The sequence below is a fragment of the Enterococcus camelliae genome, assembly GCF_042685105.1.
Classification (GTDB): Bacteria; Bacillota; Bacilli; order Lactobacillales; family Enterococcaceae; genus Enterococcus_G; species Enterococcus_G camelliae.
Genome location: NZ_JBHUMO010000016.1, coordinates 1 through 17,494 on the forward strand (window position 1 = coordinate 1; position 17,494 = coordinate 17,494).

Here is a 17,494-nt window from a genome sequence, read left to right on the forward strand (position 1 = left end):
ATAAGAGACACCGCTGTTAGTAAAGAAATAAGCTATCAAGTATGCTCTATTCCCAAGAAGCTCCCACTTCAAGCGTTAAGAACCGTCAGGTTTAGCTAAGTGGTGAGTAGTTCACAATTTGTTTCAATCAATATGAAGTTGGACAAGTTTGTTTAGTAATGTTCGATAATCATATTGGTATATATGATTTTGAAATATACAAAGAATTTCAAAAGCAAGGATTTGGAAATGAATTTCTGAAAGAGTTACTTCTAACGAATAATGAATCAGATATTGGGAATATTTATATTCAGACATGGAATCAGAACATAATTGCGAAACAGTTATATTCGTCTAATGGATTTAGTGTAATAGGAAAATATCATTATTACATGGTAACCGAATAATAGTAGGGTATTAATAAATTATAACCACGAACCACACTTAAAAAGGTTGGAATATCGTGTATTCGGGCTTAAGGGAGCGTGACAAAAATCTGTCACGCTCCCTTTTGGACTCCATAGTATAGGTATTGTTATTTAAACTGAGTGGCGATACCAAATAGTATACAACCTTTTTATTTACGCAAATCATCAAGAAATTCAGTTTTTGAAATGGTTTTTTCATCCTTCATCTTAATAATTTTTGCAGGAGAGCCAGCTACAACAGCACCCGCAGGAACATCTTCTGTTACCACAGATCCCGCTGCAACAACAGCGCCTTCACCTACGCGAACACCTTCTAAAACAACAGCGTTCGCACCAACTAATACCTGGTCTTCAATGATGACTGGAGTAGCTGAGGGTGGTTCTAGAACGCCTGCAAGAACAGCACCGGCTCCAATATGGGCTTTCTTGCCAACGGTTGCTCGTGCCCCTAGAATAGCGCCCATGTCAATCATACTTTCTTCTCCAACAACGGCACCAATATTGATGACAGCCCCCATCATAACGACAGCATTTTTCCCGATGACTGCTTGGTCACGGATAAAAGAACCTGGCTCAATACGAGCATCGACTGTTGTTAAATCAAGAAGCGGAACAGCCGAATTTCGGCGATCGTTTTCAACATATACATCGTGAATGATGGCTTTGTTCGTTTCTAGAAAGGCATGAATTTTTTCTGCGTCACCGACGGCAAAATAGAATGATTGGCTTCCGAACAAGTGAATGTCCTCAGCGGTAACCCCTGCAAGATCGCCTGAAATATAGGCTTTGACAGGAGTCTGTTTGGTTGCATTTTTAATAAATTTTGCGAGTTCATATGGATCGGTAAATTGTAAATCAGACATGAAGTCACCTCTTTTTCTTAAATTAGTTACTTAAAAGTTCTTTCATTGAATAGAAACCGGGAGCCTGTGTTACTAAAAAGCTAGCCGCTTTTAAGGCGCCGTTCGCAAAAATATCACGCGAAAGGGCAGTATGTTTTAATTCAATTAGCTCATCTTGGCCGGCAAATAAGACAGTGTGTTCACCTGGAATGGTGCCGCCGCGAACGGCATGGATGCCCATTTGACTACGTAGATTTTCATTGTGGTTGCCTTGGCGACCAAAAAGATACTCTTTTTTGGTTTGGCAAACTTCATTGATACTGTCTGCTAACAACAGTGCGGTACCACTAGGGGCATCTTTTTTCTGATTGTGGTGTTTTTCAATCATTTCAATATCAAAGTCACTTTCCAAGTTGGGGGTGATTTGTTGCAATGCTTGAATCAGTACGTTGATACCTAAAGACATATTTGCAGAAAAGAAGACGGGAATGGTCTCAGCAATTTTTTTCATTTGATTAAGGGTAGCCGCTGGCAATCCTGTTGTGGCAATCACAATTGGTAGGGCCTTTTTTTGTGTATCTTTTAGTAAAGTTGGAACAGTTTCGAAATAAGAAAAATCAATTACCACATCGGCCTCTTCTTTGACTTCCGATAACGATCCGTAAACTGGGAAAGGCGCAAGGGGGCCTTTTTTTCGGTCAATCCCGGCAACAATTTCATACGTAGGATTGTTCGCCACCATATCGGCGATTACTTTGCCCATTCTGCCATGGGCACCACTTAAGATGATTCGTATCATCGCTTTTTAAACCTCCTACAATAAACCAAAATCGGTCATTTCTTTTTTAAGACGATCAATGGTTGCTTCTTCAGGTACTCCCAAAGGCAGACGGTAATGCATCTCGCATTTTCCTAATAACGAGGCAGCTGCTTTAACGGGTACGGGATTTACTTCGGCAAATAGCGCATCAATCAATGGTTTTTGGGTCAATTGCATGGCTTTTGCTGCTTGAACGTTACCCTGTAGATAATCGTGCACCATTTTAGATGTTTGTTGCGGGGCAATATTACTAATTGTTGAGATGACACCTAGTCCACCTACGGACATTAGCGGCAATACTTGATCATCATTACCTGAATAAAGAGCAAAGTCGTCATCGATTAAACGGGCGATTTCTACTACTTGGGAGATATTTCCGCTTGCTTCTTTGATTCCTTTGATATTGGGAATCTTTTTTAGCTCAGCAACGGTCTCAGGCGTTAGATTCATTCCTGTTCGCGAGCCCACGGAATAAAGCAAAATTGGTAAATCAACGCTATCACAAATTGCACGATAATGCGCAATTAAACTTGTTTTTGTGGCTTTATTATAGTAAGGCGTTACCACCAACAATGCATCAGCACCTACTCGTTGGGCTTCTTTGGATAGGTGGATACCATGTTCTGTATTATTTGAGCCTGTCCCACCGATGACAGGTACGCGTCCGGCTGTTTTTTTCACGACTGCTTCAATGACGGCAATATGTTCCTCATCGATTAAAGTAGATGCTTCACCAGTCGTACCACAAGCGACAATCGCATCGATGCCTGACTGAATTTGCCATTCGACCAATTCATCTAACTTTTCATAGTCCACCGTTCCATCTTGTTTCATTGGGGTAATTAAAGCAACTGCAGCGCCTTCAAAAATTGCCATTTTTACACATCCTCTCATAAGCATCTATTTTTTTTGAATTGAATAAAAAAACCAATTCACTATAGATTATTGGAATTATATACTATAATATTAGAAAATATCAATGATTAACCGAAAAAATGGCGAGAATATCATGAGAAAAAAATAAATAAAGGAATGGTTTGATGGAAATTAGTCCAGCTGTCTATGATTTGCTTACGGAAGTAATTGCAGATCGACGCGCCCTACACCAAATACCTGAATTAGGATTACAGGAAAAAGAAACGAGTGCCTATATCAAAAAAAGATTGGCCGAATTTGGTATTACAACTGTCTATGATTTATTGGATACAGCAGTTGTTGCCGTTTTACAGGGGGAAAAGGAAGGGAAAACACTTGCTTTTCGAACCGATATTGATGCTTTGCCGGTAACAGAAGAGACGGGTGTTCCCTTTGCTTCTCAACATCCTGGCAAGATGCATGCTTGTGGGCATGATGGGCATATGGCGACAATGTTAGGTTTTGCGAACTATTTAGCAGCGCATCCGGCTGAAATCATGGGTACAATTGTCCTCCTATTTCAGCCAGCTGAAGAGGGACCAGGGGGGGCACAGTTATTAATCGATGACGGTTTTTTAAGTAAGTTCAAAGTGGATGAAATCATCGGATTGCATGTGTTCCCTGAATTCAATGAAGGAATCATTGCTTGCAAGCCACACGCGATGATGGCGCGCAATGGTGAAATTTATTTGACAATCAAGGGGACTAGTTCGCACGGTGCTCAGCCTCAACAAGGAGCAGATGCAATACTAGCGGCCTCAGCCATCATTCAAGGGTTACACTCCATTGTTTCGCGTAATATCAGTCCAATGGAATCGGCTGTTCTTACCTTTGGAAAAATAACTGGTGGCGAAGCAATGAACATTATTCCTGGATTGGTGAAAATTGAAGGCACGATGCGGGCTTTTTCCGATGAAGTTTATGAAACCATGACGAATCGTGTGCAAACCGTAGCAACCGAACTTGCAAAGGGCTATGGCTGTGAATGCGTGGTTGAATTTAACCACATGTATCGTGTGGTGGACAATAATCCTGCAATGGTACGAGCGTTGGAAAAGATTGCCGGGGACTCGTATGTGGAAACACCACCTTATATGCTAGCTGAAGATTTTTCAATGTATCAAAAAGAGATTCCAGGCTTGTTTTTCTTTGTAGGAATTCGCAATGAAGCAAAGGGTTATGTCGCGCCGTTACATAGTGGCAAAATGAATTTTGATGAAACCTATTTACTAGGCGGCATTGAATGCTATCGACAATTAATCCAGGAATTAAATAAAGGAGAATGACAATGAGTGAGAAAACAAATCATCTTTTTTGGGATGGTTGCGATGTGGTCGAGTTGGCAAAAACATATGGTACACCGCTATATGTTTTTTCTGAGTCAAAAATTGAGCAAGCCTGCCAAGAATTACAAACAAATTTTATCAAAAAGTATGAACGCGTACGGGTTGCTTATGCTTCAAAGGCGTTTAATGTGTTAGCAATGCTAAAACTTGTTGAAAAGGAAGGTTTATGCTTAGATGTGGTCAGTGGGGGAGAATTGTATACAGCCATTGTCGCAGGGTTTGAACCGGAGAAAATTGAATTTAACGGCAACAATAAATCAGTCGCGGAAATTGAAGAAGCCCTCGATTATGGTGTGGGTCGGTTTATTATCGATAGCATTCAGGAATTGGATGTGATCCGAGCAATTTGTCACAAAAAAAACAAAATTGCAAAAGTACTCTTTCGGATTACGCCCGAGATTACCGTTGAAACCCATCGTTATATTTCTACGGGTCAAAAAGATTCAAAATTTGGTATACCCCTAAATGAAGAAGTCCTTTTTCCTTTAATTAAACGTGCCATTGATGCGCAAGAGATTGATTTTTATGGGATTCATTTCCATATTGGTAGCCAATTATCGGACAATCACACGCATTTGGCGGCGGCCAAAGTTGCGTTAAATTTAGTAAAACAAATCAAGGAACGCTTTGATTACGATGTCAAGGAACTTAATTATGGTGGAGGATTTGGTGTTCGTTATACGAAAGAGGACACGCGGCAACCCTATGCCTATTTTCTTGATCCATTAATGGAGGAGACCATTGCCTTTTGTACGGCACATCAACTGTACCGACCGACAATTGTCATCGAACCTGGAAGAAGCATTGTAGCCGAAGCAGGCATCACCTTGCATACGATTGGGAGTATCAAAACATTACCTGATATTCGTACGTATGCATCAATTGATGGTGGGATGACTGACAATATTCGACCGGGTCTTTATCAAGCACAGTATGAAGTTACCATAGCCAATAAACAAGATGAGCAGCCCTGTGAACTGGTGACAATTTCAGGGAAAGTATGTGAAAGTACGGATATTTTGGTCAAAGACGCATCATTACCAAACATTGCAACCGGAGATATCCTTGTGACATTTACGACCGGTGCTTATGGCTACTCGATGGCTAGCAACTATAACAAAATTCCTATTCCAGCAGTGGTCTTTGTTAAAGAGGGGCAAGCGGAAGTTGTCGTCAAGCGCCAAACGTATCAACAAATCATTCAAAACGAAGTCATCCCAAATCACTTACTCAAGGAGGAACGAAAATGAAAATTCCTTTTTACAAAATGCAAGGAGCAGGCAATGATTTTATCGTCGTTGACAATCAACAATTGCAACTGACTAGAGAACAATTGGTGACTTTGACCAAAAAAATCTGTCAACGGCGAATCTCTGTTGGTTCGGATGCCTTGATGGTTGTTGACACACCCCAAAAAAATGGCGATGTTCGAATGGTCTTTTTTAATGCTGATGGCACGGAAGCTGAGATGTGTGGCAACGGAGCGCGATGTTTGGCTCGCTATGCATTTGAAAAAAAACTTGCTGGCGATGCGATGGTTATTGAAACGGTGGCGGGGGATGTTCCTGCTTGGCGCTTAACAGAGCGCACGTACAAAGTGGAATTAAATGAGCCAACTGTCGAGCAATTCAACTTAGAATATGAGGACAATGGAACCACCCAAGTGATTGATTATGTTGAATTAGGTAATCCCGGGTTGCCCCATGTGGTTGTACGCTGTGATGAATTATGGACAAAGCCACTCGAAGCCTTTGAGCCTTTTGCCAGAAACCTTCGTCATTGGTCCAAACTACCAAAAGGTGCCAATGTTAATCTGTATGCAATCGATCATCAAGGAAAAATCCTCTTGCGTACCTTTGAACGTGGTGTAGAAGGCTTTACACTGGCTTGTGGAACAGGGGCAGGTGCAACGGCCTATTCATTGGTCCAAAAAGGTCTTGTACCGAATACCACTGTATCATTGCACACTTTAGGAGGAATCCTAGAAGTTGACGTTCAAGATCATCAGTTGTTTTTAAGCGGGGACACCAATATTATTGTTGAAGGTTCAATTATGGATGAAGACTTGAATATTTAATTTTTTTTGAATATTTCGGACTGAGGCATCCTTTCACAACAATCATGGTAAAATGAGAACATGATAGGAGGACGAAAAGATGATATATGGATTAGATAATGGGTTTACCCTTTTATTAGTCATCATAGGTATGGGCCTTTCCTTAGCTGCATCAGCTTTTGTTAAAAGTACGTTTAGCAAATATGACAAAGTGCAGAGTCGCAATCACGTAACAGGAACGGAGGCTGCCCAATACATTTTAAAGAGCCAAGATATTCATAATGTTGGGGTTCAAGGAATTGCCGGTGATCTAACTGACAACTACAACTCTGGGAATAAGATTTTAAGTTTGTCTCAAGCAACGGCTCAATCGACATCGGTAGCCGCAATAGGTGTAGCCGCACATGAATGTGGTCATGCGGTGCAAGATGCTGTCGGTTATGCGCCTTTGCGAATCAGAGCTGCGATTGTTCCGGTAGCCAATATTGGTTCAACTATTTCCATGCCTCTGATTTTGATAGGTTTATTGTTACGAGGCTCTTTTTTAATTAATTTTGGGTTATTGGCTTTTTCCATGGCCTTTTTGTTCCAAGTAGTGACATTGCCAGTGGAATTTAATGCTTCCCGGAGAGCTTTAGCTATTTTGGGCGAGGGTGGGCTGCTAACAGAAGAAGAATTGCCCATGGCTCGTAAAGTTTTGATTGCTGCGGCTTTGACTTATGTTGCTGCTGCAATTACAACGTTATTGCAGCTATTGCGATTGATGATTATCGCGAAAAATCGGCGGAACTAGGTTCATTTGAGCCGCAATTGACAATCATTTCAGTAAACAAAACAAGAACCTCATGGTATCATAACATTAGATGAAGGAGTGGATGAGATGAAAACTTCAACAAAATTAACAATTGGTGTGAGTGTGGTAGCGGTGGCAGGTGTTGTGACTGCGGCGGTCGTGTCAGATAAGGTGTTAACCAAGGTACGTTATGCAAGCAATCGTTGGAAAGTGAAGAAATTCGTTTCAGATAAGTTTGATGGAAATGAAACGCTCTTAGGGGTTGTTGATAATCTGAGTGACAGAGATATTGATAATGTGATGACGGTTGTAAAGAAAGTTAAAAAAGGTAAGAAACAAGTCTCGGTTTATGGAAACAATGTAAAAGAAACCACTGAAAACGTCAAAGAAAAGCTACAAGATTTTGTTAGTAGTGTCTTTGAATAAACATTAATGCAATGTTCGAACAAAAAATAAGCCTGTGAGTAAGCCAGAAGTTCGCAATCCGTACTGAATCAGTTCGTAATGAGTCAAGTTTAAGCAAGCTATCCAATGGAGACTGCTTGAAGCTTAATCATGGATGCGATTGTCTGTACGCCTTACGAAGCAGGCTTATTTTTTGAGAATTGGCTAAACTAAATTAGGAGAAAAGCGTGGAGAAAAGAAGCAATTTAACCACTGAAGAAAAAGAATCATTTATGCGTGAAGCAATCAAAGAAGCTAAAAAAGCACAAGCCATGGCTGAGGTACCAATCGGAGCAGTCATTGTACTTGATGGGAAAATTATTGGCAGAGGTCATAATTTACGGGAGCAAACTCAAGATGCAACAATGCATGCAGAGATGATTGCGATTCGTGAAGCCTGTGAAGAAATTGGTAGTTGGCGGTTGGAAAGAAGTCAGCTATTTGTGACACTCGAGCCTTGTCCTATGTGTAGTGGTGCGATGATGTTATCACGGGTCGAAGAAATCTATTTTGGGGCGTATGATCCAAAAGGCGGAGCTGCAGGCAGTTTACTTTCGTTAGCAACCGACCAGCGTTTTAACCACTGGAGCTATGTTGAAGCCGGCATTTTACAGACTGAGTGTAGTGAACTTTTGAGCACTTTTTTTAAAGAGTTACGACAAAAGAAAAAATTACAAGCAAAAAAAACTAGCGTGCAAGAATAAAATAAGGTATACTAGATTTTGCCGAAAGGCTAGGACAATGAGGACCTTGTGAATTGTGTCAGATCTGGAAGGAAGCAGCACTAAGCAGGAGTCTTCATGTGTCTGATAAAGTTACTTGATGATTGAAAGACTAGCACTATAAAAACGACAAACAGCCTCTAAGATGCGGTAGTACATCTTAGGGGCTTTTAATTACGTATTTTACCGTCACTTAGTACCTCAAATGAATGATTCAAGAACCATTCACAAAAAAATAACAGCGCTTTCTTTTATTGGTTGACAAAAAAGTGAATGATTGATAATCTGGCCCTAACAATTATCTAAACAAGGAGTGGTTTTGCCAATGAGATTAGTAAAGAACGATTTAAACGAAGTGCTAAGCATCTTTAGAAAAAATCATCCTACATTGAATCCAAAAGAACAAACAATTATTCAGGCGTGCCAGGTGAGACTAACGAACAAAAATGAACCTCAAGAACGGGAGTTGCTCACGATAATTCAGTCGTTGCGAACCCTGTCGTTGAATCAAGAATTATCGACAGCAGGACGGTTGTTGTTAAAGAAATTACAAAGAAAACAGTGGCTTTGGGGGTTGTTAAATCAGTCGCCATTTTTTGGGAGATAACTATAGTCACAACAATTGGACTTGTAGGCTATCCACTTTTGAGGACTCTGTTTTTGCCAGTATTTTTTATCTAGATCTTGAAAGGGAGTGTGCAATGATGCTCTCTTTTTTTGTTATAGACGTATTGTGAATCGACGGTTGCTTGTCGCAATGCAAAATGGTTTGGTTAAGACTTGGCTATATTGATTTTTTTTGACAAACAAGTCGACCTATGACAAACTTTGACTATTACTAAAAGAAGGTGAGCAAACAAGGTGGGAAAAAAATTACGAATTATCCATACCAACGACTTGCACTCTCATTTTGAAAACTGGCCACGAGTCAAACGGTTCGTCAAACAACGACAAATCATTCGTGAAAATGAAGCCATCTTGACCGTTGACTTGGGAGATTTTATGGATCGTTGGCATCCTTTAACAGAGGCTACTGATGGTCAAGCCAATATTGAAGAAATGAACACGATACATTACGATGCAACCACGATTGGGAACAACGAAGGCATTGGCAATCGCAAGGAGTGTTTGAATCATCTCTATGATGAAGCCAATTTTGATGTTGTGCTTGCCAATTTATTTGATAAGACAAGTTTGCTGCGTCCTAGTTGGGCCCAACCCTATAAGCAAATCACGACGGAGAATGGCATTCGTGTTGCTCTTATTGGCATGACAGCACCGTTTCCACTCACCTATTTGCCAAATGGTTGGGATGTACGTGAACCAATGGAACTCCTACCTGATCTTGTAAACGAATTACGGCCACAGGTGGATGTGCTGATCTTGTTAAGCCATCTCGGCATTGAAGCGGATTATACCATTGCAGATGAATTTCCGCAGTTTGATGTAATCATTGGCTCGCACACGCATCATCTTTTTCCAAATGGGGAAAAAAGAAACGGGGTACAATTAGCAGCTGCCGGAAAATTTGGTCGTTACGTTGGCGAAGTCGAACTAGAGTTTTCACAGCAAAACCAACCAATAAGAACAAAAGCGCGGACCTTTGCCGTCGACAAAATGATTGCGCATCCGGAAGATGAAAAACAGATTGCAGATTGGCTGCAGCAAGGACATGAACGCTTGGCAACAGTACCAATTGGTCGGCTGCCTTATCCTTTAAGTAATGATCCTCAAGTTTATGAACATTCGTTGATTGAAGAAGCGTTGGACGCTATTCGAAAAAGGGGAGCAACGGAAAGTGCCATTTTAAACTCGGGTTTATTTTTAGAATCACTGCCAGCTGGGATTGTGAATCAAGATCAACTCCATACGATTTTGCCCCATCCCATGCATCTGATTCGGGTATGTTTGCAAGGCAAAGACCTGATCCGCCTTGTGTTCGAAATGGAGAAAAATCGTGCCTTTCTCTCTCATTATCCAATGGTTGGCATGGGCTTTAGAGGAAAAATTTTTGGTCAAATTCGTTACCTAGGCCTGAGCTATGATGCGACCAATCATCAAGTCTATTGGCAGGGGAAAATCGTAGATGAACAAAAGACCTATGCGTTTACAACGGTGGATCATTTTTTATTCATTCCATTTTTTCCGACAATTGAAATTGCTGGACAGGTGACCTTTTTGTTTCCAGAGTTTATCCGATCAGTGGTTGGTAGCGAGTTGCAAAGAAAATACCCAATTGATTAAAAAAGAATGCGTGAAGGTGCTGTGGTATTCACCTAAAACAGGTATAATAAAACGAGGTGGTGAAAAGATGACCAAAGAAGACAATTTAACGGATGAACTAACCGCTGTTTTAGAGGAAATTGTTGAAGAAACCAGTCAAGATTCTTCTAAAAGTAAGGGGTTATCATTTGAACAAATTAATGAAACAGAATTTTTCATTGATGGTAGACAATACCGGTTAGTAAAGGAACATCGAGCAGGATTTGATGCCGAGAAACTCGTCGAACGATACAGTGAGGTCCTTGCTCGCTATGATTATATTGTTGGTGATTGGGGCTATGAGCAATTACGCCTAAAGGGTTTTTTTGATGTTGAAAACAAACGAGTATTGCCAGATCAACGAATTGATACTTTAGAAGATTATTTGTATGAATTTTGTAACTTTGGATGTGCTTATTTTGTGTTAGAGCGGATTGGTGGAAAAAAAGAAAAAGCCCAAACAAAGAAAAATAAAAAACGATCATCCAATACAAAAAGAGTAAGAGGACAGGCACACGTTTCTGAAAAAAAAGAAACAATTGCGCCCCATTCGGAAAAGAAAAAAATGACCATTCGTCAAACAAAGCAAACGAAAAACAATCCCCAACAACCGACTAAACAGCAGGCAAATCGATCATCAAAAAAAGAATTTACGATTCGCCAAAGAAATGAAGGAGAATAGATGAAGTATAAAGGATATTTAATTGATTTAGATGGCACGATTTACTTGGGAAAAAAACCGATACCCGCTGGAAAACGATTTGTCGAACGATTGCAACAAGCACAGATTCCCTTTTTATTTGTAACCAATAATACAACAAAGCAACCAAACGTAGTTGCCAAAAGACTAGCCGATGAATTTGCTATTCATGTATCTCCTGAAACGGTCTACACGGCAACCTTGGCAACCATTGATTATATGAATGATCAAAATCTAGGCAAGACTGTTTATGTTATAGGGGAAGTAGGCTTGATTGACCCTATTTTAGCGGCTGGTTATCGTTGGGATGAGGAGCATCCAGCTTATGTAGTTGTTGGTTTGGATTCCAACGTTACCTATGAGCAATTTGCCTTAGCTACTTTAGCAATTCAGAAAGGTGCCCATTTTATTGGTACCAATCCTGATAAAAATATTCCAACTGAACGAGGGTTGTTACCTGGTGCAGGGTCATTGGTTTCCTTTTTAGCAACGTCAAGCCAAACAGACCCCGTGTATATTGGCAAACCTGAGGCGATTATGATGGAAAAAGCATTAGAGCATCTCGGTTGCTCCAAAGAAGAGGCTTTAATGGTTGGGGACAACTACGAAACCGATATCACCGCAGGTATTAAAAATGATATCGATACGCTATTGGTTCTGTCTGGCTTTACACCAAAAGAAGCAGTACCAACGCTGCCAGTACGTCCTTCCTATGTTGTAGAATCTTTGGATGACTGGGCTATTGAGGATGAGTAGACCATCTTTGCGATTTGTCATTGGCTTTGTGTGTTTGTGTTTGTTTTTGCTCTCATTCGCAATTACGATTACGATAAATAGTACTTGGCTTTATCGTTACGCTATTGACAAACTTGCTATTTTGCAGTGGACGACGTTATCAAAAGAAGAGTTGATGCATTCTTACCATCAACTCCTAGCTTTTTTAAATTTTCCATGGGTCAAAACATTGCAATTGGCTGATTTTCCAATGTCGCAATCAGGTCTCAGCCATTTTGTAGACGTGAAAAAATTGTTTTTATTAAATTATGCCGTTGCCATAATCACATTGATTCCAGCAGGGTCATTTCTGTATACCAATCGAAAAAATCAACAAGAATGGCAGTTAATTCGCCCATTCCAGATTGCTAGCATGGTTCCTGTTGTTTTTGGCTTTCTGATGTTGTTCGGCTTCGATCGTTTCTTTATTCAATTTCATCAATTGTTTTTCAGAAACGCAGATTGGCAATTCGATCCAACTACAGATCCGATAATCAATGTATTGCCCGAACAATTTTTTATGTATTGTTTTATTCTTTTTTTCCTTTTGATGGAAGGCTTCTTTATTGGAGGTTACTTCTATGCGAAAAAGATGTTCGCTTTGCGACTAGCCAATCCTAATGAAAAAAAATAAAAAACCATCAAGACAAGAAGGAGGTCATTCCTCTCTTACTTTGATGGTTCTTTTTATCTACTTAAATAAAGAATCTATTCGTCTGGATGTTGGTGTGCGATGCGACTTGCGGCAGCAGCAGCCATTGCCCCAACGATGTCATCTAAGAAGGTATGAACGTGAGGAGCTTCATGCGAGTTTAACATACTCAAAATACCTGGCTTCACTTTGTCAATATACCCATAGTTGGTGAAGCCAATTGATCCATAGACATTAACGATTGACAAAGCCATAATTTCGTCGATACCATATAAACCTTCATCATTGGCAACAATTTCTTGCAAAGGGGCAAGCAAAGCATTTTTTTCTGCAAGCATATCAAGTTGGATACCCGTCAGAATTGTATTCTGCACTTCACGTTTCCCTAAAACAGCTTCTACACTATCCATACACTCTTCAAGGCTAAGGTCAGGAATATAATTCACCTGTAAAAAATGGACCAGCTTTGCTATTTCAATCAATGGAACCCCTCGTTCTTCAAGTAGAGCACGTGCTTTCTTTTCTAAAGTACTTTGTTCAACACTCATCATTGTTCATCCTTTCGTTTTCGATTGTCCATGCTAGGAACTTCTTAAAAGAGCTTGTTAATGAAAAAGACTGGTGCTGTGCATTGGTTGGGTGCGATTTTTAGGATTGATGTAATGCAAGGCATTGTTAATCGCGGTAGGTGCTTCCCCAAACCCAGTGGCGATTAGTTTCACCTTTCCTTCGTACAATGCAACATCACCACAGGCATACACACCTGGTAAGGATGTCTGCATATCCGATTGTACAGTAATTCCCTGACGTGTGCTAGCGAGTCCCCATGATTTCAAATCCAAAGAAGAACTAAAGCCGTAATTAACAATCAATGAGTCAATGGCCAGTTCCACTTTTTCTTGTCCTTTCACTTCTTGTAGAATCAAGGTGTCTAAGCGATTTTCTCCACGTAAACCTTGAATGATGTAAGGAGTTAATAATGAAATCGAAGACTTCTCCAATTTGGAAACACTATGTTCGTGTGCCCGAAATTCAGGGCGGCGATGAATCAAATAGACTTCTGAGGCAATTGGTTCGAGCATAAGCGCCCAATCAATCGCCGAATCTCCGCCTCCAGCTATCGCAACCTTTTTACCAGCATATTTCATCAGGTCAGGGACGTAATAATCAATACCAATATTTTCATACTTTTCAGCGTGCTCAACAGCCAACTTTCTAGGCTGAAATGAGCCGTTTCCAAGAGCCAAAACGACTGCTTTTGAATAGTGAGTCGTTTTGTTCGTTGTAATTTCAATTAGGTCGTCCTCTTTGTGAAGTCCTAAAACCTGTTCTTCCAAACAATAAGTTTGATGAAACGAACGCAATTGATTCTCTAAATTTTGAACAAGTTCTCCTGCTTTTATTTTAGGAAAACCTGGGATATCATAAATGTATTTTTCTGGATATAATGTAGCCAATTGCCCCCCTAATTGTGGTAAGGTATCAATAATCTTTGTTTTTGCATTGCGCATCCCTGCGTAAAATGCAGCAAACATGCCCACTGGACCAGCGCCTATTATGGTTAAGTCAAAAACTTCCATTTGACATACTCCTCTCGTTTGACAATACATCGATTATAACAGAGAAATTGGTGAGTGGCATTTCTGACGTTTTCTGATATGATAGAACCAGATGGATCAAGGAGGAGAAGCAAGTGGCAAAATTTCCGCAATTAAACACAAATGAAAACAATGCACCAACAGCAACAATTAAAACCAATATGGGAGATATTACGGTTCAGCTTTATCCAGAATTTGCACCCAAAACGGTCAAAAATTTTCTAGAATTAGCAAAAAATGGTTATTACGACAATGTTATTTTCCATCGTGTTATTCCAGATTTTATGATTCAAGGTGGCGATCCTACCGGGACCGGTATGGGTGGTGAAAGCATTTATGGTGATAAATTTGAAGACGAATTTTCACCAGAATTGTTTAACATTCGAGGAGCTTTATCTATGGCGAATGCGGGACCAAATACGAATGGCAGCCAATTTTTTATTGTGAACAATCAAAACGTGCCTGCAAATATGATCAATCAAATGGAAGAGGCAGGTTATCCTTCAGAAGTGGTTGATGCGTATCGTGAAGGTGGAACACCTTGGCTTGATTTCCGCCACACAGTATTTGGACACGTAATAACTGGCATGGAGATTGTTGATAAAATTGCCGCGGTTCAAAGAGGACCACAAGATCGGCCAATCCACGATGTTGTGATTGAAGGAATTGAGATAAAAGAATAGGCTAATCAAATAACCATCCGCCAATTGCTCAACTTTACTGTTCAGTAGAGCGAGCCAATTGGCGGATGGTTTATTAGGCGAGAAAAGCGTCTGTGAATGTCTTTGTCAATTAGTTAGTGGGAAGATCTTTGAAAACGGATGTTAAGCGGGCTAAGCCTTCTTTCAACAATTCTTCCTGACACGCTATATTTAATCGTAAGTGTTGTGAGCCATGTGGTCCAAATAGTGAGCCATTGTTTAATACCACACCAGCTTGTTCTACCAAAAGATCTTGCAATTCTTTATCTGTTAGTCCGTAAGCAGAAAAATCGAGCCACATCAGGTAAGTACCTTGTGGTTTCATTACGTTCACTTTTGGTAAAAAAGTGAACGTAATGTGTACAGACAAGATCAATTTGTTTAGCAAAAAACACAAGTAGTTCATCTAACCATGATTCACAGGATTGATATGCAGCTTCTGTCGCAACATACCCAAATGTGCTAATTTCGTTAAATCGCCATTCATTTTGCATGGCAATCATTTTTTCTCTTAGTTCTTTGTTTTTAATAAAGATCATGGAATTTTTTATCCCTGCCAAATTAAACGTTTTGGTTGGTGCCGTAAACACAATCGAAAAAGTTGAAAAATCTGGATCAACGGTTTGAAAAGAATGGAATTGGTGACCAGGTAAAATTAAATCTTGATGAATTTCATCACTGATAACCATGACACCATATTTTTGGCAAAGTTTTCCTACTTGATACAATTCTTCCTCTGTCCAGACTCTCCCTCCAGGATTATGGGGATTACATAGAATAAATAGCTTTACTTGATGTTCTTTGATGCGCTCCTCCATGTCCGCAAAATCAAAGACAAACTGCCCATCTTTTTCCAGTAGTGGACTACGAACCAAATTCCGTTTTGCTTCAACTACCGCGGAAGCAAAAGGAGGATAGACAGGGTCGGTAATAAGGACAGAATCACCTAAATTAGAATATGCATGGACAGCTGTTGTTATACTGGGTACCACGCCAGTATTAAATAAAATTTCCTCTTTTTTTAACGAATAATTGTGACGATGAAACTGCCACTGAATAATCGCGTCGTAAAGACTTTCAGGAGCAAATGAATAACCAAAAATCCCTTGAGAAACAAAATTTGCCAATGCATCTTGAACAGGATTAGGTGCTTTGAAGTCCATATCCGCAATCCACAAAGGAATCAAGTTCTCTTTATGATACGTTTTTACAATACTGTCCCATTTAGTACTGTTTGTTCCTGTGCGCTCTACCTTTTCATTGAAGTTTATCATTAAATCAACCACCTTTTCGAGGAAAACCCTCACTTCTTTTTTTTGCTTAGATACAGTATAATATAAACCAATGAAAGAAGGAGGAAAAAATGACATATAAAATTGGACAAGTAATTGAGGGCACAATTACAGGGATTCAACCATATGGGGCATTTGTTTCTCTTGACGGGAGTACACAAGGGCTAATTCACGTATCCGAAATTCAATCGGGGTATACCAAAAACATCCATGAATTATTGAAAGTCGGGCAACAAGTGGCTGTTCAAGTAATTGATATTGATGCCTACTCTCATAAGATTAGCTTGTCACGGCGTACACTGGCGCATAGCTTTGTACAATTGTCCCATAAAAGAAAAAGATATTTTACAAATAAAAATAAAAAAATTGGATTTCAAACTATAGCAGAGGCACTACCGAATTGGATTGAAGAAGCACTAATTTTTATTGAGGAAGCACAACTATAAGTGTAGGAAAAGTAGTGGGGTGGGCAAATGATCGGAAAAAAATGGATTGCTGGAACAGTCATTTTGACGCAATCAGATGGTGAAAAGTTGTTTTTGGTGAAGCAAGAAAAGGAAAAAATGCATTTAGTATCCACAAAAGGCGACAGTGAGAAAACTGGTTTAGCCAGTATCCTAGAAGTATTGAAAAAAGAAGTTCATCTTGAAATTACACAACTAAAATTACTGGAATTGACGAATGGCGTGATTGCCGGGACAAATGTGCCACTATTTGTTTTTGAACTAGAGGAACAGCCAGACGTACAATTAGTGTTACCAGATCAATATCAGTGGCAAACATTTGAACAGATGCAAAAAGTAATTCAAAAATTTGAAATTGAGGGTATGCCCCAATTTTAGGGTGATAATATTTATTTAAAAAAAGGTTGACCGATAGAAAATCGTCTGTTATGATAATCAAGTCGCTGACAAAGACGACAACAAAATTTTAAAAAAATAAAATTAATTGTTGACATTCTTTCGGACAGATGATATGATTTAAAAGTTGTCACAGCACAACAAAGTAGACCTTTGAAAACTGAACAAAGTAAGCAAACGAACCAATTGTGTAAGGTGTTTCTATTAATTAGAAACAAAAATACATGCAAGCAAAAATGCGAGCAAAGTCAACAAACAGAGCTTAACAGTCGCAAGACTGAATCAAATTTTTTATGAGAGTTTGATCCTG

The 17,494-nt window shown here is 39.7% G+C and carries 20 protein-coding genes, 1 other RNA gene and 1 pseudogene; 16 read left to right on the forward strand and 6 right to left on the reverse strand.

The genetic code is table 11. The features are described 5' to 3' along the window. The first annotated feature begins 116 nt into the window (after positions 1-116). Entirely contained in the window at positions 117-386 is a 270-nt protein-coding gene (locus ACFSR0_RS03060) for a GNAT family N-acetyltransferase (protein ID WP_379979836.1), read from the forward strand. 170 nt (positions 387-556) lie between these two features. Here ACFSR0_RS03060 and dapD read toward each other — a convergent pair whose 3' ends face one another. Genes dapD through dapA form a run of 3 tightly spaced genes read right to left on the reverse strand, consistent with a single transcriptional unit; the run spans position 557 to position 2,945 of the window. Beyond that, positions 557-1,270, reverse strand: coding sequence for a 2,3,4,5-tetrahydropyridine-2,6-dicarboxylate N-acetyltransferase (gene dapD / locus ACFSR0_RS03065; RefSeq protein ID WP_379979798.1), 714 nt, complete (start codon positions 1,268-1,270; stop codon positions 557-559). 22 nt (positions 1,271-1,292) lie between these two features. Beyond that, complete coding sequence (dapB, locus tag ACFSR0_RS03070) at positions 1,293-2,048, reverse strand: 4-hydroxy-tetrahydrodipicolinate reductase (protein WP_379979800.1); 756 nt, start codon at positions 2,046-2,048, stop codon at positions 1,293-1,295. Between the two features lie 15 nt (positions 2,049-2,063). Then, positions 2,064-2,945, reverse strand: coding sequence for a 4-hydroxy-tetrahydrodipicolinate synthase (gene dapA / locus ACFSR0_RS03075; protein WP_379979802.1), 882 nt, complete (start codon positions 2,943-2,945; stop codon positions 2,064-2,066). 164 nt (positions 2,946-3,109) lie between these two features. Here dapA and ACFSR0_RS03080 point away from each other — a divergent pair, with 164 nt between their 5' ends. The 12 genes from ACFSR0_RS03080 (at position 3,110) to ACFSR0_RS03135 (ending at position 12,715) form a co-directional block, all read left to right on the forward strand. Beyond that, positions 3,110-4,270: a M20 metallopeptidase family protein gene (locus ACFSR0_RS03080; RefSeq protein ID WP_379979804.1), complete on the forward strand. Its 1,161-nt coding sequence runs from the start codon at positions 3,110-3,112 to the stop codon at positions 4,268-4,270. After that, the gene (lysA, locus tag ACFSR0_RS03085) at positions 4,267-5,580 is read left to right on the forward strand and encodes a diaminopimelate decarboxylase (protein WP_379979806.1); all 1,314 of its coding nucleotides are present in this window, start codon (positions 4,267-4,269) and stop codon (positions 5,578-5,580) included. Before ACFSR0_RS03080 ends, lysA begins: the two co-directional genes overlap by 4 nt. Continuing rightward, positions 5,577-6,407: a diaminopimelate epimerase gene (gene dapF, locus ACFSR0_RS03090; protein WP_379979808.1), complete on the forward strand. Its 831-nt coding sequence runs from the start codon at positions 5,577-5,579 to the stop codon at positions 6,405-6,407. Before lysA ends, dapF begins: the two co-directional genes overlap by 4 nt. 79 nt (positions 6,408-6,486) lie before the next feature. Further along, positions 6,487-7,179 carry a zinc metallopeptidase gene (locus ACFSR0_RS03095; protein WP_379979810.1) on the forward strand — a complete coding sequence of 231 codons (693 nt, stop codon included), beginning with the start codon at positions 6,487-6,489 and terminating at the stop codon, positions 7,177-7,179. An 87-nt stretch (positions 7,180-7,266) separates the two neighbouring features. Next, on the forward strand, positions 7,267-7,605 hold the full coding sequence (locus ACFSR0_RS03100) for a hypothetical protein (protein WP_379979812.1): 339 nt from the start codon (positions 7,267-7,269) through the stop codon (positions 7,603-7,605). A gap of 206 nt (positions 7,606-7,811) precedes the next feature. Beyond that, a complete protein-coding gene (gene tadA / locus ACFSR0_RS03105) occupies positions 7,812-8,327 on the forward strand; it encodes a tRNA adenosine(34) deaminase TadA (protein WP_379979814.1) in 516 nt (171 codons plus the stop codon). Between the two features lie 23 nt (positions 8,328-8,350). Further along, positions 8,351-8,447, forward strand: an RNA gene (gene ffs / locus ACFSR0_RS03110) — signal recognition particle sRNA small type. Positions 8,448-8,670: 223 nt separating this feature from the next. Beyond that, entirely contained in the window at positions 8,671-8,952 is a 282-nt protein-coding gene (locus tag ACFSR0_RS03115; protein WP_379979816.1) for a hypothetical protein, read from the forward strand. Between the two features lie 254 nt (positions 8,953-9,206). Next, complete coding sequence (locus ACFSR0_RS03120) at positions 9,207-10,589, forward strand: bifunctional metallophosphatase/5'-nucleotidase (RefSeq protein WP_379979818.1); 1,383 nt, start codon at positions 9,207-9,209, stop codon at positions 10,587-10,589. A 67-nt stretch (positions 10,590-10,656) separates the two neighbouring features. After that, positions 10,657-11,289, forward strand: coding sequence for a YutD family protein (locus ACFSR0_RS03125; protein WP_379979820.1), 633 nt, complete (start codon positions 10,657-10,659; stop codon positions 11,287-11,289). Beyond that, complete coding sequence (locus tag ACFSR0_RS03130) at positions 11,290-12,063, forward strand: TIGR01457 family HAD-type hydrolase (protein ID WP_379979822.1); 774 nt, start codon at positions 11,290-11,292, stop codon at positions 12,061-12,063. Beyond that, complete coding sequence (locus ACFSR0_RS03135; protein WP_379979824.1) at positions 12,056-12,715, forward strand: TIGR01906 family membrane protein; 660 nt, start codon at positions 12,056-12,058, stop codon at positions 12,713-12,715. Before ACFSR0_RS03130 ends, ACFSR0_RS03135 begins: the two co-directional genes overlap by 8 nt. A gap of 74 nt (positions 12,716-12,789) precedes the next feature. Here ACFSR0_RS03135 and ACFSR0_RS03140 read toward each other — a convergent pair whose 3' ends face one another. Beyond that, on the reverse strand, positions 12,790-13,281 hold the full coding sequence (locus tag ACFSR0_RS03140) for a phosphatidylglycerophosphatase A family protein (protein ID WP_379979826.1): 492 nt from the start codon (positions 13,279-13,281) through the stop codon (positions 12,790-12,792). Positions 13,282-13,338: 57 nt separating this feature from the next. Beyond that, entirely contained in the window at positions 13,339-14,313 is a 975-nt protein-coding gene (locus tag ACFSR0_RS03145; RefSeq protein ID WP_379979828.1) for an NAD(P)/FAD-dependent oxidoreductase, read from the reverse strand. Between the two features lie 113 nt (positions 14,314-14,426). Here ACFSR0_RS03145 and ACFSR0_RS03150 point away from each other — a divergent pair, with 113 nt between their 5' ends. Next, the gene (locus ACFSR0_RS03150) at positions 14,427-15,014 is read left to right on the forward strand and encodes a peptidylprolyl isomerase (protein ID WP_379979830.1); all 588 of its coding nucleotides are present in this window, start codon (positions 14,427-14,429) and stop codon (positions 15,012-15,014) included. 109 nt (positions 15,015-15,123) lie between these two features. Here ACFSR0_RS03150 and ACFSR0_RS03155 read toward each other — a convergent pair. Beyond that, a pseudogene (locus ACFSR0_RS03155) lies at positions 15,124-16,306 on the reverse strand (MalY/PatB family protein). Between the two features lie 89 nt (positions 16,307-16,395). Between ACFSR0_RS03155 and ACFSR0_RS03160 the strand changes: the two are divergent. Together ACFSR0_RS03160 and ACFSR0_RS03165 are read left to right on the forward strand one after the other, a co-directional pair. Continuing rightward, positions 16,396-16,770 (forward strand): CvfD/Ygs/GSP13 family RNA-binding post-transcriptional regulator, encoded by a 375-nt coding sequence (locus ACFSR0_RS03160; RefSeq protein ID WP_379979832.1) that lies wholly within the window; start codon positions 16,396-16,398, stop codon positions 16,768-16,770. Positions 16,771-16,797: 27 nt separating this feature from the next. Next, positions 16,798-17,166: a hypothetical protein gene (locus tag ACFSR0_RS03165; protein ID WP_379979834.1), complete on the forward strand. Its 369-nt coding sequence runs from the start codon at positions 16,798-16,800 to the stop codon at positions 17,164-17,166. Positions 17,167-17,494 lie beyond the last annotated feature (328 nt).

Excerpts from the sequence above, each read along its gene's own strand:
- dapD (WP_379979798.1), bottom strand. The coding sequence starts at position 1,270 with ATGTCTGATTTACAATTTACCGATCCATATGAACTCGCAAAATTTATT.
- dapB (WP_379979800.1), bottom strand. The coding sequence starts at position 2,048 with ATGATACGAATCATCTTAAGTGGTGCCCATGGCAGAATGGGCAAAGTA.
- dapA (WP_379979802.1), bottom strand. The coding sequence starts at position 2,945 with ATGGCAATTTTTGAAGGCGCTGCAGTTGCTTTAATTACCCCAATGAAA.
- ACFSR0_RS03080 (WP_379979804.1), top strand. The coding sequence starts at position 3,110 with ATGGAAATTAGTCCAGCTGTCTATGATTTGCTTACGGAAGTAATTGCA.
- lysA (WP_379979806.1), top strand. The coding sequence starts at position 4,267 with ATGACAATGAGTGAGAAAACAAATCATCTTTTTTGGGATGGTTGCGAT.
- dapF (WP_379979808.1), top strand. The coding sequence starts at position 5,577 with ATGAAAATTCCTTTTTACAAAATGCAAGGAGCAGGCAATGATTTTATC.
- ACFSR0_RS03095 (WP_379979810.1), top strand. The coding sequence starts at position 6,487 with ATGATATATGGATTAGATAATGGGTTTACCCTTTTATTAGTCATCATA.
- ACFSR0_RS03100 (WP_379979812.1), top strand. The coding sequence starts at position 7,267 with ATGAAAACTTCAACAAAATTAACAATTGGTGTGAGTGTGGTAGCGGTG.
- ACFSR0_RS03115 (WP_379979816.1), top strand. The coding sequence starts at position 8,671 with ATGAGATTAGTAAAGAACGATTTAAACGAAGTGCTAAGCATCTTTAGA.
- ACFSR0_RS03125 (WP_379979820.1), top strand. The coding sequence starts at position 10,657 with ATGACCAAAGAAGACAATTTAACGGATGAACTAACCGCTGTTTTAGAG.
- ACFSR0_RS03130 (WP_379979822.1), top strand. The coding sequence starts at position 11,290 with ATGAAGTATAAAGGATATTTAATTGATTTAGATGGCACGATTTACTTG.
- ACFSR0_RS03135 (WP_379979824.1), top strand. The coding sequence starts at position 12,056 with ATGAGTAGACCATCTTTGCGATTTGTCATTGGCTTTGTGTGTTTGTGT.
- ACFSR0_RS03140 (WP_379979826.1), bottom strand. The coding sequence starts at position 13,281 with ATGAGTGTTGAACAAAGTACTTTAGAAAAGAAAGCACGTGCTCTACTT.
- ACFSR0_RS03145 (WP_379979828.1), bottom strand. The coding sequence starts at position 14,313 with ATGGAAGTTTTTGACTTAACCATAATAGGCGCTGGTCCAGTGGGCATG.
- ACFSR0_RS03160 (WP_379979832.1), top strand. The coding sequence starts at position 16,396 with ATGACATATAAAATTGGACAAGTAATTGAGGGCACAATTACAGGGATT.
- ACFSR0_RS03165 (WP_379979834.1), top strand. The coding sequence starts at position 16,798 with ATGATCGGAAAAAAATGGATTGCTGGAACAGTCATTTTGACGCAATCA.